Origin of the sequence: Candidatus Hinthialibacter antarcticus (assembly GCA_030765645.1) — a bacterium.
GTDB classification, from domain to species: Bacteria; Hinthialibacterota; Hinthialibacteria; order Hinthialibacterales; family Hinthialibacteraceae; genus Hinthialibacter; species Hinthialibacter antarcticus.
Window position 1 is genome coordinate 34,062 of the sequence record JAVCCE010000075.1, and the last position, 15,662, is coordinate 49,723.

Sequence of the window (15,662 nt, forward strand, 5' to 3'; positions counted from 1 at the left end):
TAGCAATAAATGAACGCCTCAGATGATAGTCTGGGGCGTTTTTCATTTTTCGTAAATCTTTTGGTACTACAAAAACCGATGGGTTGCCATTAAGATAACCAAAACCGTGTATCGAATTGAGAACCATCAATGGCAAACATGAAGGGCAAACTCATCGCCGTCGAAGGACTCGACGGAGCGGGCAAGTCAACCCAGGTCTATCTATTGAAACGTTGGATGGAATTGTCCGGCGTTAAAGTCTTCTTTACGGAGTGGGACTCGTCTGTCTTGGTTAAGCGCGCGACCAACAAAGGCAAGAAACGTAACCTGCTTACTCCAACGACATTCTCGCTGATTCATTGCACCGACTTTGCCGACCGCTATGAACGTCAGGTGCTGCCGCTGTTAAAGGCGGGGTATATTGTTCTTTGCGACCGGTATATTTATACCGCGTTCGCTCGCGATGCCGTGCGCGGCTGCGACAAAGAATGGGTGCGAAAACTCTATAGTTTTGCGACTCCGCCGGATATCACTTTCTATCTTAAAGCGCCGCTTTCGATTGTTCTCGACCGCGTGATGGCCGCCAAGCCGGAGTTTCAATATCACGAGGCGGGGCTGGACCTGAATTTGTCCGACGACACCAACACCAGTTTTTCGCTGCTGCAAAAAGAACTGCAAAAAGAATATGAAGGCATGATTTCTGAATATAAATTTCAGGTTGTGAATGCTGGAACGCCCATCGAAGAGTTGCAGGAACAAATGCGTGAAGTTGTATCAAAGCGCATCGACTTTTCCAACTACCAATGGAGGACAAAAGCATGAAGTCCTCGACGAAATCCAAGAAAAAATTCTATGGACGCGGCATTCCCGCCGTCAATTTGAAAGAGCTGAGCGGCAAATTGATCGCAATCGAAGGCGCTGACGGCTCGGGGCGTTCGACGCAAATCAACATGTTGCGCGATGGTTTAGAAAAAGAGGGCTACGCGACCGTACACGTTGGGCTGAGCCGCTCGACTTTGGTGAGTGAGGAACTCGAAAAAGCCAAAGACGGCAATGTGTTGGGGCGCCGTACGATGGCGCTGTTTTATGCGACCGACTTTTGCGACCAACTCGAAAATGTTATTATCCCTGCGCTGCGTTCGGGGTATATCGTCATTGCCGACCGCTATATCTATACGCTGATGGTTCGTGATATTGTCCGTAAACTTGAATCGGATTGGATCGAGTCGCTATATGGGATTGCGATCATACCCGATGCAGTATTTTATTTGCGCGTAAGCCCTGACAATTTACTGGAGCGTACGTTTCAAAAGAGCCGTACGCTCGATTATTGGGAATCGGGCATGGACATCGGGCTTTCGCTCGATATGTTTGAAAGTTTTAAAAAATATCAGCGGCTGATTCAAATGGAATTTGCGAAAATACAAGACCGCTATGATTTTGAAGTCATCAATGGAAACCGGTCTGCAACCGCAATTGGGAAAGAGTTGCAGGAAAAAGTGTTGGCTGTGTTGTCAGAATAATTCGCCAAAAAGCGAGGGGTAGAGAATGGCTGCAAGCGCCGGACAAAAAAATCATGTGGTTGGAATTGACCTGGGCGGGACCAAAATCCTCTCCGCCGTTGTTGATCGAGAAGGCAATGTTCTTTCACGCGCCAAAAAGAAAACCAAGGCGCAGCGCACTTCAGATGAAATTTTGCTGCGGCTCGAAGAATGCAGCCGCGAAGCGATTGAAGCCTCCGGCGTCCCGGCGAGTGAAATTGCCGCTGTGGGCATCGGTTCGCCCGGTCCGCTTGACCCGATCACAGGCTGTATTCTCGAAACACCGAATTTGAACTTAAGCAATGCGCCGATTGCGCCCTACCTCATTGAGAAATTAGCCATGCCCGTTTTTCTCGATAACGACGTAAACGTGGGCACTTTCGGTGAATTCACCTATGGCGCCGCCAAAGGAAAACAGCATGTCATTGGCATCTTTCTTGGAACCGGCGTCGGCGGCGGCGTGATTTTAAACGGCGAGCCGTTTCACGGCGCGAGTTTGAATGCGGGAGAATTGGGCCACACCAAAATTGTTGCGTACGGTGACAAATGCGGCTGCGGCGACCGGGGCTGCCTCGAGGCGTACGCCAGCAAAACCGCCATGATTAAACGGATTAAAAAACGCATCAGTAAAGGCAAAAAGTCAATTCTAACGGACCTGACGAACGGCGATTGGACAAAACTCACCAGCAGCGTATTCGTCAAGGCGATTGAAGCCAACGACAAAATCACCGTCAATGAAATTCATCGCGCTTCAAAATACACGGGCGTTGCGGTCGGCAGTTTGATGAATATTCTCAGCCCTGAAATGGTGGTCATCGGCGGCGGTTTGGTCGAAGCGCTTGAGGCCCAGATCATGCCGGACATTCGCTACCACGCTGAGCGCAATTGCTTCCCGATCATGTCTGAAAAATGCGAGATTGTCCCCGCGATGTTGGGCGATGACGCAGGCATTCTCGGCGCCGCCGCGATTGCATGGAAGCGGCTCGAAAGCGCTTAATCTCTAGAAACGATCTCAACAATACTTGCGCCGTTACTTGCGCCGTTATTGAACTCGGCGTGGGCGCCAGATCGGTTCTGTCTGTATGAGACCTGTTTTGATTGCTGCGTGGCTTTTTGTTTAATTTATGAATTGAACGTAGCCGTGTTTTTCTAAAAAGGTAAACCAGGCTGGAATGCACTCGCGAAATTGAGGGATTTCCAGCCGCACCAGCCGCTCGATTTCTCCAATCGGGCGTTCTCCATTCGCCAGCCACCACGCCAAGGTGTAAGGCGCGTTGGTGCGAGGCGAGCGCCGGACCGGCGATGTCCATTGGTCGTAAGGCAAGGCGTCTAAGGTAATGGCGCCGATTGTCTCGCCGATACGTTTTGGGATGCGGTCGTCTTCGTGCGAATGGTCGATGGGTTCTTCCGGCAAAAAGTCAACTTCCAACGCTGCGGCGCGGGTTTGCAAGTGAGCGCTGACGGCAGCGATCGCCGAATCGGTAAGGTCCCCAATGGTGTAGTTTAATTCGCGTACTACGTTCCACTCGGGGCATTCGTGCGCGTGCGGGTCAATTTGTCCGAGGCTTTGCAGCGCAGCGGCTTCAGCGTTCTTTCGCCCCGCCAAGCGCAAACGCGCGTCACGCCAGATTTCGTGCAAGTCCGCCGCGCTTTTCGCTTCGTCGGCTTTGTCCATCCAGTGGTCAACTTCAGTCCAGATATTTTCTTGCGCGAGGCGGTAATTCCATTGCGACAAAATTGGAATATCCGGGACGCCCAATACGGACGCGATATAACCCGTCGTCGCCGTCATCACCGCAAGGTCAATACACGAGCGGCGGCTGACGGCCTCCATGGCGTCGCCCGAGGTGCTGCGTACTTCGTCGCTGGCGCCGCCGTGCAGCCAGTGAGTTGCTATGTTGATCGCCGGATCGTTCCAATGAATGTCGGCGCTCAAAGACATGGGCTTGTTTTCGAGCATTCGTTGCGGGCGCCAGTTGCTGAGGTAATCTTTTGCGATATGGCGGATTAACGCATCGCTAAAGTGGCGTAAAGGCGCGGGCGAGGTTCGCAAGGTCCAGCGGCTCCAGGCGCAATTCGGGTCGCCCGCCGCAGAATCCAAACAGAATGTCAATAAGGCGCGTTGCGCATTTTCTTTGAATTGATGCGCATACGCCAACGCGCCGTAGGGTCGCGGCGCCAGTAAAAACCGCAGCGTACGCGCGGGCTTGGGCAGCGATCCATCTTTAATAACGTCTTGTATGATGCGGGCGGCTTCGAGTAGCGCGGCGGCGGACGCGGCGTGATAATTGGCGCCGGGGCCGTTGAGCGGCGCGAGTAGCCAGGCTTCTTGTTCGTCGCTCTCTCCTTCAATTTTTGCGTCAACCATCGGCAAGACGCCGGGCTGCATGTGCGCGTCAACGAACAGGCGCAACTTGACCGGGCCTTCGGACGCTAACTGATAGAGTTCTTCGCCTTGCGCGGGAGAGACCGACAGGACGATCAATTGTTCATCGTTTTTGTGCGTTCCCCAGCCGCCGGGGCTGTTGCTGTTCGAGGGAATCCACTGCGTCCAGTCGGGATGGTTGGGCGAATTCGACCAGCATGATATCACCGCCGAGGCGCCTTTATTTGACGCCGCTTTTCGGACGGCTTCGATTTTTCCTTTGGTCAGAACAATCTTGCCCTCAACGTCGATATTGGGCAGATTGATTGAATCGTCGTTGGCGAGGCAGACCAGTTCCGCTTCCATGCCGTTGGGGGCCGTGGGCGGAGACCACATACCCAAAAAGAGGTTGTGGTCTTTTCGCTCGGCGATCACTTTTTGTTGGGGCGCAATCATCTCTAATTTCGCTTTGCGACCGTTCCATGATTTGGGCATGACGGCGTCGCCGAATTGCGTCTGTCCATCGGCGGGCAGTTCATGGACCTCGGCGGTCAATCCGGCGTCTTGAAACGCTTGTTGAGCGAACCGGGCCGACTGCATCCATCCGTCAAAATCCGATGTGTGGTTATTTTTCCAGATGGATTCGGTTTGTTCTAAAATCGCGTCGCCTGAAACGCGTTGCATAAACAGGTGAAAGATGCCTTGAAAATTCATGGAGTGGGTTCGTCTTTCTGCGCAAACAATTGTTGATCGAGCGCCTTGAGCGCTTGCATTGGGTCTGATTGCGCGTCTAATTTTGTTTGTTGCCAATTTCGTTTTTGTAATTCTTGTTGCAGACCGTCCATTACTTCATCGTGCATTTTGCGAAGCCCTTTTTCGCGGTTGGGCATTCCCTCGCTTTCGATGATGCGTAGGAAAGCCGCCGCGTCTTGGTTGTCAGGAAATAAAGAAGACAGCCGGAGCGCCGATGGTTCGCTTGTCGGGCCGGGTTTATCGCCTAACAAAGTTTCGATGATTCGATCCAGTCGTGAATTGACGCGAAAGGCTGTCGTCAATTCGGGCAAAGTTTGCGACCATTCGGCGTCTTCAAATAGCCACGGCCGTTGTGCTTCTAACATGCCGTCCGGCAAAATGAAGCGGTGTTGAAACGCAAGCAGACGAACCAGCGCTTCTTTCTGCATACGCATGGGATCGACGACGTCTGTTTGTTGCTGGGTGGGAGGCGCTTCACTGGTTTGGCGAATTTGCGGCGCGCGGGTTCTGGACGCTTTGGTGTTGATCGCTTCTTGTAAGGCGCCTGCGTCGGAGCCGATGCGTTCCGCTAACATGCGAACGTAGTCGTTGCGAATGAAGGCTTCGGGGATGCGCAGCAGCAGCGGCGTGACCCCTTCAACGATGGCGCTTTTATCTTGGGGCAGGGACGGATCGCGTCCTTGCATTTCTTGCAATAAATTAAACTCGAAGCCGTCCAGCGGTTCGTCAAGTAGTTGCTGCATAGCGGCTTCGCCTTTTTCGCGCAAAAAATCGTCGGGGTCTTGTCCGCCGGGCAACAATGCGACTTTGACTGCGAGGCCTTGTTCAAAAAATAGTTCGACGCCGCGCCGCGCTGCGCGAATGCCCGCCGAGTCGCCGTCATAGAGCAGCGTATAGCGGTCGGTGTAGCGGCGCAGCATGTGAACATGTTCCGGCGTCAACGCGGTGCCCAGCGTCGCGATTGCCTGGGTGAAGCCATATTTGTGCAGCATGATGGCGTCCATGTAGCCTTCGACCGCTACCGCGCCGCGTTCTTTAATGATGGTTTTCGCTTGGTCTAACAAATACATTACTTTCGATTTGTTAAAGAGCGGCGTTTCGTTGCTGTTCAAATATTTGGCGGTGTCTTCCGGGTCCATGGCGCGACCGCCGAAGGCGATCACCCGCCCAATCGCGTTGCGGATGGGGAACATGATGCGGTTGCGAAAGCGGTCATAGTAGCCGTCTTTTTTATTGCTTTTGACAATCAGCCCCAGTTCGTCCATCACGGCTTCCGGGACATTTTTCTTTTTGACGGCGTAGAGCAGGTTGTCCCAGCCCGGCGGCGCAAAGCCCAGCCCGAAGCGTTTGATGTCTTCAGCGGTAAGCCCACGGTCGAGCAAGTAGTCCATCGCGGGTTTGCTGGAGTCTAAATTGCGTTGGAAGAATCGCGCCGCCGCTTCCATAATTTGATAGCGGTCGATCTCTTGATGTTGGCGGAACGAGCCGTGCGCGGGTTTGATTTCGATGCCGAGCTTTTCGGCCAACATGCGGCGCGCTTCGGGGTAGGTCAGGTTCTCGACGCCCATCACAAAGTCGATGGCGTTTCCGCCGGCGCTGCAACCGAAGCAGTGATAGAATCCGCGCTCGGCGTTGACGCTGAACGACGGCGTTTTTTCTTTGTGAAATGGACACAGCCCGAACAAGCGCCCGCCTCGCGATTTGAGGTGGACGTATTGACCGACGACTTCTGCGATGTCGGCGCGTTCTAGAATTTGTTCTTTGACTGGATCGTTTGATGCCATCGGCGTAAATTTTATCTCGCTAGAGTTGCCTTTACTATACATCAAACGACGTTGGGTCTCAGGATGCTCAAAGTGAAATCAAAACCGTTTCAATATATTTACCGTATCGTTGCGTTTGGGGCGGGCGCCTCAGAACAATCCAATTATGAATAGGAATGTTTTGAATTCCGCCCCCAGCATTTCGGCTTGCTGCTAGTAAAATACGCAGAATGGATTTTTTCGCTCAAGAAACGAGGTTGTGTATGCGTATCAGATTCAATGGATTGATTGCTCTGCTCGCTTTGATTTTTCCAACGGTCATTCTTGGTGATGTGCTTGATGAATTTAAACTTGACGCGATCACCGGACAGCCAGCCAAAATTACGATTGAACGCATCATTTGCGATGAATATTCCAGGGCGTGGCTGCAAGGTGAACTGGTGACGGTCGAGGTTCCCTCATTGGGAGGCGTGACTTTTCCCGGCGCCGCGCCTTTGCAGAAGCAGGGCCTGTTGCATGAATCGCTGACGCTGCTCTTCGATGATGCAGGCCGCGCAGTGGAGATTACGCGTGTTCGCGGCGCTTCCGCGACGGAACGGACGGAAATCCAATACACAGAAAACGGTCAGCGCAACGCTCTCTTATTTTATGGCGCCGATGGGGCGCTCAATCGCAAAGAGACATATTCATACAATACGAAGGGCCTCAAAAGTGAATGGACGATCTATGACGGCAGCGAAGATTGGATTGAAATCCATCAGTATTTGTATGATGAAAACGAAGTGTTAAATCAGGAACGCCGCCGTTTTTCGCGCCCTCCGCGTGAGGAAATCGTCAAATACCGCTATGAACAAGAAGGCCGTCTGGTGTGGATGGACCACTATGACGGGGATGATAATTTCCTTGTTAAGCATGTGAAAATGTATGACGACCAAGGGAATTTTTTAGGCGAAACTTACTTCGATAAATCCGGTGAAGATTCGGGCAGCGTATTGGTTAGGCGCAACAAGGACTGCCATGTGATCGACCGCCGCATTATTACCAAGCGCGGCGGCCAGGAATATCACGGGGAGTTCAAAGTCAACCAATTTGGGCTTCCTGTTGAAGCCAAAGAAACCGGACTCAAAGACCGGTTGATTAAACATGAATGGATGGAATATCTCTATGACGACCAAAGCAACTGGACGTTGCGTTGCGCCTACGTCCTCCAGCGTTTGAGCGACCGTCGCGTCTATGTTCCCACCAGTGTTGACCGTCGTACCATTGAATATTCGGGTTCGGAAACAGGCGCGCAGTAATGCGTTCTTTTCATGTTTGATTGTCCCGCTTGCTTGACAGCAAGGCGTCCGCCGATATGATCCCGCCATAACCCCTACACAATTTGGTTCGGCCTGGATGATGCAAGCGGGGAAAACTCATAGTGAAAGATTTGAAGGAGATAAACATGGAACGTACAGGCGTAATTACGTTTAAGGGCGGCGCGATGACATTGGTCGGCCCTGAACTCAAAGTCGGCGAAGCGGCCCCGGATTTTTGCGTGGTTGATAATGGGTTGCAGCCCGTCAAGTTGTCAGATTTCAAAGGCCAAGTGGTGATTATTTCTTCCGTGCCCTCGGTCGATACTCCGGTTTGTGAATTGCAAACCAAGCGCTTCAACGAAGAAGCCAACAAATTAAACGCCAAAGTGCTGACAGTCAGCCTCGACCTGCCTTTTGCGCAAAAACGCTTCTGCGCGGCGGAAGGCCTCGACAAAGTTGTGACCGTTTCAGACTACCAACAACGCAATTTCGCCGAAACCTTCGGCGTCTTGATTAAAGAACTCTGCCTTTGTACGCGGGCGGTGTTTGTGGTCGACAAAGACGGCAAGTTGACGTACCAGGAAATCGTCGGTGAAGTGACCGAACACCCCGACTATGATAAAGCGCTCGAAGCAGCCAAAGCGGCTGGCGCGTAACATCTGTCGCATTGAAACCCAAGCGGGGCGCGGCGAATGCTGCGTCCCGTTTTTTCATTTGGTATAAAAAATAGAATTATGGTATGGTGAATGTAGGTGTTTTGAGGAGCCAGATATGGAAAATTTAAACGAAATCATTGACAGCCTCACCGATGACCAGAAGAAAGAAGTCGCCGAATTTGTCCAAACCATGATGGCGCGAGGATCGCAGCGGGTCAAAACGCGATTGCGTCAGGACTGGGCGGGCAAACTGTCCCCGGCGCCAAGCGGACAAACCATGTTGGAATTGCAACAGACCACCTACCACAGCTAAGGAGCAAGCGAATGTTTTTGATAGATACGCATGTATGGTTGGAGCGCTTGTTCGACAGCGAACATTCAGACGATGTTGGCAAATTGCTCAATCACTATTCGTCTGACAAATTATTTGCAACGGCGTTTTCGCTGAACGGCATTTCGATGATCTTAAAACGCCATCAACATGATGATGTGTTGGCGCGGTTTGTTTTGGATGTGTTTGTCGACGGCGGCAGTACGTTGATTCATCTGGAGCCGGAAGACATCAAGCGCATTCTTCGCACCATGGACCAATGCGGCCTCGATTATCACGACGCCCATCAGTATGTCGCGGCGGAAAAATATCACCTGACCATCGTCAGTTATAATGACGCTTTTGATAGTACGCCGTTGGGCCGAAAGACGCCCGCTCAAATCATGGTGATGATGTAACATCTAAGTTTGATTCATATAATTAAGGTTGAAAAAAAGCCCGGACGCGTTGATCGCTTCCGGGCTTGATTGTTTGTATTGAGAAAGACGACTTATTTGATGATGGGTTTGAGTATGATGTTTTTGTATTCAACGCCGGTGTGGTCGCCCTGTAAGTAGAGAGGGCCGGGCTTGAATTCATCTGAAGTCAACGCGCCGCCGGTGCAACCCATGACAGGTTGATTGTCGATAATCACGGTATCATTCAAGATAACGGTGATGTGACGGTCGCACAATGTGATGTCATAGGTTTGCCATTCGTTTGCGGGTTTTTCCGCGTTCACGCTAGGCGTAATGCGGCTGTAGACGGCGCCCATGTTATGGCTGTCGAGCGGCTTGCCGTAGGTGTCTGCAACCTGAACTTCATAGATGCCGCGCAAGTAGACGCCGCTGTTGTTGCCGGGCAGGACTTTCACGTTCATGGTGAGGTTGAAGTCTTCAAATTCATTAACCGTGCGTAGGTTTCCGTAGTTGATATGCGGCTTGCCTTTTTCTTGTTTGGGGTCATTGCCCAAGACGCCGTCTTTGACGAACCAACCGCTGACAGCGCCGTCATGGGTAAGTTTCCAACCGTCGAGGTTCTCGCCGTTGAATAATTTAACGGGTTCGCCGTATTTCAGGCTGGACAAATCCGGCGCGGCGGGATGCGGTGGGATGCGCTTGCCTGTGAATTCCATCATGTTGACGCCAAGACCGTTTGATTTGGGTTCACCGCTGGTAACTTTGATTTTGTCTTTGTCGTCAGGGTCGATGGAGATATACATGGCTTGGGTGCGGGTGTGGCTGCGGACGACTTTGCCGCCTTCCCAAATGCGCGGGGTGTTGTGCACTCGCGTGACCACCAAGCCGCGTTGGAACCAATAGACGTTCGCGACGGGAACCACGCTGCCGCCCATCCAGAGAATGTCGCCGTCTAGATACTTGTTATCGACCATACGGACATTCAGCCAACCAGCGCCGCCGGGCAGGTCAAGCGCCCAGTTGCCTAAATACGGCTCAATTTTTTCTTTGGCGACATCGTCTTGAGCATAGACGGCGCCCGAAGCAAAGACTGCGACGGTTAAAGCAAGTAAAACGAATTTGCGAATCATGTGAGGCCTCCTGTGGGGTTCTAAATAGATAGTTCATTTTGCAGTATCGCCCCGCTGACTTCAAGGCGACGACGTAAAATGTATTCATATAGAAACGCGATTCAAACTCCATTGAACAAATGCCTTGTCGATTTTTGACTCTGTGTCACAATAGAAATTAGATGAAGTATGAACGCTATCCATTAACGATTGAGAAAATGATAAAACAACTCTACTTGTCCATTTTATTTGCGCTGGTCTCATTCCCGGTTGTCGCCAAACCGCAATATGTCGCGACCATTCAACCGCTTGCGTCTGTTCTTAAGCAAATCGTTGGTGAGCAAGCCGACGTGGACCGCTTATTGCCGGGCGGGGCGTCGCCTCATACCTATGAACCTCGCCCGTCTGATATGAAGAAAGCGCATAATGCGCTTGCGTTGTTTTTTGTCTCAAATGAATTAGACGGCTGGGCCAAGCGCCTGACCACAAAACCCGCAATTCAAGCGATTGACTATTTACCAAAATCATTTCAATTGGAACCTCTCGAAGAAGATCATCACGACCATGACCACGATCATGGCGTTGTTGATCCTCACTTTTGGCTAGACCCGCTTTCCGTCAAAGCCGTAGTCCCCGGATTATTAAAAGCGCTGCAACAATGCGAGACGGAACTCAAGCCGGAATATACGACGCAGTCGGAGCAACTGATCGCTGAACTCGACTCGCTTCACCAATGGATCGAGAAAACGCTGGCGCCGCTACAAGGCAAATCGGTCTTGCTGACGCATTCGGCATTTCAGTATTATTTGAAGCGCTATGGAATCAAAATCGCTGGCGTGATTGAAGCCTCGCCCGGCAAGACGCCCTCGCCGAAACGTATCAAGCAACTCATTGACTTGGTGAGAGAGCAGGACGTCTCTGCGATCCTGACTGAACCTCAACTGTCCAATAGTCCCGCGCGGGTATTAGCGGAATCGGTCGGCGTGAAATTAATAGAAGTTGATCCCTTAGGCGGAGTCGAAGGGCGCCTCACCTATCAGGACCTTCTTCGTTACAATACGAAAAAACTGCTTGAGGCGTTGCAATGAATGGCCCTGCCATCGAAGCGAACGGCTTGACCGTACGTTTCGGAGATTACATCGCGCTGGATGCGCTGTCGGTTACGGTTCCCGAATCGGCGTTTGTTGCGGTGCTCGGCCCCAATGGCGCGGGCAAGTCGACCTTTCTCAAAGCGTGTTTGGGATTACTCCAACCCATTCAAGGTTCCTTAAAAATCTTTAATCAATCGCCTGAAACCTTTCCTGCAGAACGCTTGGGGTACGTCCCTCAGATCAAGACGCTGGACCGTACCTTTCCCGCATTGGCGATGGAACTGGTTGCGACTGGCGTCAGCTGCACGTGGCCGGGGCGGTTGCGCGGCGAAAAAAAAGACAAAGTGTTTCATGCGTTAGAACAAGTGGGCGTCGGCCATTTGGCGACGCGCTCGCTCAGCCGCTTGTCGGGCGGGGAACTGCAACGCATTTACCTCGCGCGCGGTTTGATTCGCGAGCCGCGTTTGGTGTTGTTAGATGAACCCGCAACCGGAATCGACCCGGCGGGCGAGCAGGACATGTTTCGCGTACTTGAAAGTTATCAATCCAGAAGCAAGGCGACGATCTTGATGATTACCCATGACTGGCACACCGCCGTTCACCACGCCAGTCATATTTTGGTCTTGAACCGCAAAGCAATCGGGTTTGGCGAGTCGTCGCCTGAACTGGCTGACGCGCTGTCGCGCGAGGCGTTCGGGCATATCGGCCATAACCACCCCTACGAGAGGCATTCTTAAATGTGGGATGCGCTTAGCCTTCCCTTTATGCAGCGCGCACTGGTCGCGGGCTTTCTGGTCGGCGCCTTGGCGAGTTATTTCGGCGTCTTTATTATTCAGCGCCGCTTGAGTTTCATGGGCAACGGGCTTGCTCACGCCGCGTTTGGCGGGGTGGCGCTTGGCGTGTTGTTGGGCGTGACGCCGTTGTGGGCGGCGCTGCCGTTTACGGTCGCGGCGGCGGTGGGCATCACCTGGGTCCGTGATAAAACCGAACTCGGCGGCGATACTGTCGTCGGAATCTTTTTCGCTTTAACGATGGCGCTGGGGATCATCTTTCTTGCATTAAAACGCGATTACGCCGTCGAAGCGCACACGTTTCTATTTGGATCGATTCTGGCAGTTACGAATACTGACTTGCTGATTACATCGCTGTTATGCTGTCTTACGCTTGCGATCTGGCCGATCTGGCGGCGCTGGGCGTACGCGACCTTCGATAGGGAACTGGCGCTGACGGATCGCATCCAAGTGAGCCGCGACGACTATTGGCTTTCAATCCTGGTTGCATTGACCGTCGTGGTTTGCGTCAAGATGGTGGGGGTGGTATTGATCGCCGCGTTTTTGGTGATCCCCGCCGCGACCGCGCGATTGTTGGCGCGCACGTTTTTTCAGATGACTTGGCTCTCTGTCGCGCTTGGTTCAAGCAGCGCCGTTGCGGGACTCTTGCTTTCCTATGAACTCGACCTGCCCAGCGGCGCGGTGATTGTGTTGTTGCAATCCGCGTTATTCTTCGGGGCCTTCTGCGTACGAAAATTCTTTAATTCCTAAGAGAATTGTAGGGTGATTTATCAAACAAGGGCGTGGGTGCGTCTCTCTTCGCTTCGGTGCGGGCTTGTCGCCCTTTTTGCACAGGCGCTCACAGAGACGCACCCACGCCCTGATTGCGTTAGCGGGTCGGTGGGGCATGGTTGGTCGGATGGGCTTCGCGAAGCAGTAGTTGATTTTTAAAGCGTTGCATGTGAGTAAAAGGCGTGGGTACATCTCTCTTCGCCTCGGTGCGGGCTTGCCGCCCTTTTTGCACAGGCGCTGACAGAGACGCACCTACGCCCTTGTTACGTTAGCGGGTCGGCGAACCATTCTCCACTCCCCAAATCAGGTTTCTATGGTCATAATGGAAAGGCTTGAGCTTTCCTAAAAGGAGACGTTATCGTCTAATGATGATTCGCTATAGAGAAATTTTCCGCCGATTGAATGTGCTGTGGTTTTTGCTGGCGGTATTGACTATTTTTTCGTGCGCCAACGATTTGTCGAAAGACCGCAACTATGGGGTGGTGGAAATGTTCCACGGGCAACCGTTGCCCGCCCGTCAAATCCCCCGGTCGGTATTGGGGTCTTCGCCAAGCGGTCCGTTTGACTCTCATATTTTGCGCGGCGTGTTAATCATGGACAGCGGGGCTGATTATCCAGGCCAAACGGGCATGACTTACCTCGCAGAGTTGTTAGAGCGATACAACTTTGACAAGCGCGGCGATTTGCCGGTGCATTATTTCATTGATACGGACGGGATTACTTATGCGGGGCGCCAGTACATCACTCCCGCGTTAATTTATGAGGGCGACGCTTTCACTAAGCGCAAGGTCGAATTGCCCAATCGGGAAGACCTGATCCGCGCGCGCATGGCGCGTCACTCGGCAGACCATTTAGATTTAGACGGCTACCTGGTCATCATGTTGTTAGGCGATTACGATGAGCGGCTGGTTTCCAAAGTGCAAGAGAAAGCGCTGTTTCAATTGATTGCCCATCAGCTCTTTCAACACCAGTTGCCGCGTGAATCCATTACCTTGCTGAGTTCCTTGCATCCCGAAACCAACAACCCGGGTTTTTACTTGAAAAATTACTTGAACTGGTCTACGTTGGAACAGAATTTACCGCCGCCTCCTGCGAAGCATCCATTTCTAATTAAGCCATCGAGTCCAAGCGGCCGTTAATCGTCAAACCATTACGGAGAGCACACATGCAACGAGTTACCTTTCTGGCGCTTTATGATGAGTATTGTCTTGGCGTACGCTATATGTCGTCCATTCTCAAAGAAGCGGGACATGACGTAAAAATCATCGTCCACCACGGCGTTGAATACATTTCACCGATGGAAGTGCCGCCGCCCGAAGAGCAGGAAGAAGGCGGCTATTACAGCATGTGCACCTATATCACCGGTCAGGAAATGGACCTGCTGCTCAAAGAACTGGCGGAGCAAGACCCCTCGCTGGTGGGCATCTCGTTTACCTCGATCAGTTTTGGATTGGCGCAGTTTGTCACCGCGCACATCAAAGCGGCCATGCCGCACGTTAAAGTGATCTGGGGCGGCGTCGATTCAACCGTCAACGCCAACGAGAACATACAATACACCGACATGATCTGCATGGGCGAAGGCGAATATCCCATCCGCAATCTTGTCAATGCGATGGACAACGGCGGCGACGTCGATCATATTCCCAGTATCTGGGTGAAGAAGCCGGATGGTCAAATCATCCGTAATGCGTCGCAAAAGTTAGAGCAGAATCTGGATAACTATCCGTTCCCTGACTTTGAACTCGAAGACAAGATCGTTATTCACGACAATAAGATTTACCCTTCGCCCTTTCCGCCCAAGAGCCATTTATACACCAACTTTATCGTCATGACGGCGCGCGGGTGTCCGTTTACCTGCACCTATTGTTGCAGCGGTCACGACGATGTGATTTATAAGGGCGACCGCTTCTTGCGGCGCCGTTCGCCGGAAAACGTGGTTGATGAACTACGCTATCGCGTTCGCACCTGGCCTTGGACGATCGAGCGTATCGAATTTTACGATGACGTGCTGCCGCTCAATAAACGCTGGGTCAATGAATTCGGCCCGCGCTACGCGACCGAAGTTGCGTTGCCGTTCTTTGGCTATACCCACCCCAACGTCGGCGACCCCGAACTGTTGGCGCCGTTGGGCGAGGCGGGGCTGAGTTACATCATCATGGGGATCCAATCCGGCAGTGAGCGTACGCAGCGCGAGTATTACGACCGTCGCCATCCCAAAGAACAAACCATTCAGACCATCAGAAACATTCAAGCAATCGGCGCCAAGGTGTTAGTCGATTTTATCGGTTATAACCCGCTGGAACGCGAAGAAGATAACCTCGAAACGCTGGATTTGATTCTCGATCTGCCTCAGCCGGTCGGCATTATCAAGATTAATCCGATGGCGTTTTATGATAACTACAAAATTTTCCACACCGCGCACAAGGAAAACATCATCGACCAGTTGGAGCGTCCCAAGGGCGTCCACGCATTGCAGGCTTTGCCCAACCCGTACTTCGTCTTCTGGGAAATGATTCACACGCTTGGTCACTTCGACCAGATGAATCGGCAAGACATGATGACGCTGGTGGGCGACCAACATCTTCGTAAAAGCCCGGCGCCATTAGAAAAATTTGTGGATGCGCTTTACTCCGCTACCTATCAGGACGGCAATCCGGTTGTGCGCAAAGACGAGTACATTCAACAATTGCGCTTCCGCATCCATCAACTCGAAGACAACTCGATGTATAAGGCCTTTCGCAAGATCAAGCGCTTGGTTGCGTAGGTTTTGTTTCCATACCAATAAAAAAGCCCGGAGCGATTCACGCTCCGGGCTT

Annotated in this window: 15 protein-coding genes; 12 read left to right on the forward strand and 3 right to left on the reverse strand. The window is 52.2% G+C overall.

Annotation, left to right across the window (positions count from 1 at the left end; genetic code table 11):
• Positions 1–129 precede the first annotated feature (129 nt).
• From tmk (P9L94_19590) to P9L94_19600, 3 genes are read left to right on the forward strand one after another with little or no spacing between them, the layout of a single operon-like run.
• Positions 130–801 carry a dTMP kinase gene (gene tmk / locus P9L94_19590; protein MDP8246296.1) on the forward strand — a complete coding sequence of 224 codons (672 nt, stop codon included), beginning with the start codon at positions 130–132 and terminating at the stop codon, positions 799–801.
• Entirely contained in the window at positions 798–1,502 is a 705-nt protein-coding gene (gene tmk / locus P9L94_19595) for a dTMP kinase (GenBank protein ID MDP8246297.1), read from the forward strand. Before tmk (P9L94_19590) ends, tmk (P9L94_19595) begins: the two co-directional genes overlap by 4 nt.
• Positions 1,503–1,527: 25 nt before the next feature.
• Positions 1,528–2,517: an ROK family protein gene (locus P9L94_19600; GenBank protein ID MDP8246298.1), complete on the forward strand. Its 990-nt coding sequence runs from the start codon at positions 1,528–1,530 to the stop codon at positions 2,515–2,517.
• 120 nt (positions 2,518–2,637) lie between these two features.
• On the opposite strand, the gene P9L94_19605 is transcribed toward P9L94_19600, so the two are convergent.
• Positions 2,638–4,599, reverse strand: a complete 1,962-nt coding sequence (locus P9L94_19605; protein MDP8246299.1) for a hypothetical protein — start codon at positions 4,597–4,599, stop codon at positions 2,638–2,640.
• Positions 4,596–6,422, reverse strand: coding sequence for a DNA primase (gene dnaG / locus P9L94_19610; GenBank protein ID MDP8246300.1), 1,827 nt, complete (start codon positions 6,420–6,422; stop codon positions 4,596–4,598). The genes P9L94_19605 and dnaG overlap by 4 nt, the downstream gene beginning before the upstream one ends.
• A 242-nt stretch (positions 6,423–6,664) precedes the next feature.
• On the opposite strand from dnaG, the gene P9L94_19615 reads away from it, so the two are divergent.
• From P9L94_19615 to P9L94_19630, 4 genes are all read left to right on the forward strand, one after another.
• Complete coding sequence (locus P9L94_19615) at positions 6,665–7,699, forward strand: hypothetical protein (GenBank protein MDP8246301.1); 1,035 nt, start codon at positions 6,665–6,667, stop codon at positions 7,697–7,699.
• 146 nt (positions 7,700–7,845) lie between these two features.
• Positions 7,846–8,355, forward strand: coding sequence for a thiol peroxidase (tpx, locus tag P9L94_19620; protein MDP8246302.1), 510 nt, complete (start codon positions 7,846–7,848; stop codon positions 8,353–8,355).
• Positions 8,356–8,470: 115 nt separating this feature from the next.
• Complete coding sequence (locus tag P9L94_19625; protein MDP8246303.1) at positions 8,471–8,668, forward strand: hypothetical protein; 198 nt, start codon at positions 8,471–8,473, stop codon at positions 8,666–8,668.
• A gap of 11 nt (positions 8,669–8,679) precedes the next feature.
• Positions 8,680–9,084: a PIN domain-containing protein gene (locus P9L94_19630; GenBank protein MDP8246304.1), complete on the forward strand. Its 405-nt coding sequence runs from the start codon at positions 8,680–8,682 to the stop codon at positions 9,082–9,084.
• A gap of 92 nt (positions 9,085–9,176) precedes the next feature.
• Here P9L94_19630 and P9L94_19635 read toward each other — a convergent pair whose 3' ends face one another.
• Positions 9,177–10,214, reverse strand: a complete 1,038-nt coding sequence (locus tag P9L94_19635) for a DUF1080 domain-containing protein (GenBank protein MDP8246305.1) — start codon at positions 10,212–10,214, stop codon at positions 9,177–9,179.
• Positions 10,215–10,375: 161 nt separating this feature from the next.
• Between P9L94_19635 and P9L94_19640 the strand changes: the two genes are divergently transcribed.
• The 5 genes from P9L94_19640 to P9L94_19660 all read left to right on the forward strand — a co-directional run bounded on the left by P9L94_19640 (position 10,376) and on the right by P9L94_19660 (position 15,610).
• Positions 10,376–11,281, forward strand: a complete 906-nt coding sequence (locus P9L94_19640; protein ID MDP8246306.1) for a metal ABC transporter substrate-binding protein — start codon at positions 10,376–10,378, stop codon at positions 11,279–11,281.
• A complete protein-coding gene (locus P9L94_19645) occupies positions 11,278–12,021 on the forward strand; it encodes an ABC transporter ATP-binding protein (protein ID MDP8246307.1) in 744 nt (247 codons plus the stop codon). Before P9L94_19640 ends, P9L94_19645 begins: the two co-directional genes overlap by 4 nt.
• Positions 12,022–12,825, forward strand: a complete 804-nt coding sequence (locus tag P9L94_19650) for a metal ABC transporter permease (GenBank protein MDP8246308.1) — start codon at positions 12,022–12,024, stop codon at positions 12,823–12,825.
• Positions 12,826–13,211: 386 nt separating this feature from the next.
• Positions 13,212–13,985: a hypothetical protein gene (locus tag P9L94_19655; GenBank protein ID MDP8246309.1), complete on the forward strand. Its 774-nt coding sequence runs from the start codon at positions 13,212–13,214 to the stop codon at positions 13,983–13,985.
• A gap of 26 nt (positions 13,986–14,011) precedes the next feature.
• Positions 14,012–15,610: a radical SAM protein gene (locus tag P9L94_19660; GenBank protein ID MDP8246310.1), complete on the forward strand. Its 1,599-nt coding sequence runs from the start codon at positions 14,012–14,014 to the stop codon at positions 15,608–15,610.
• Positions 15,611–15,662: the final 52 nt, after the last annotated feature.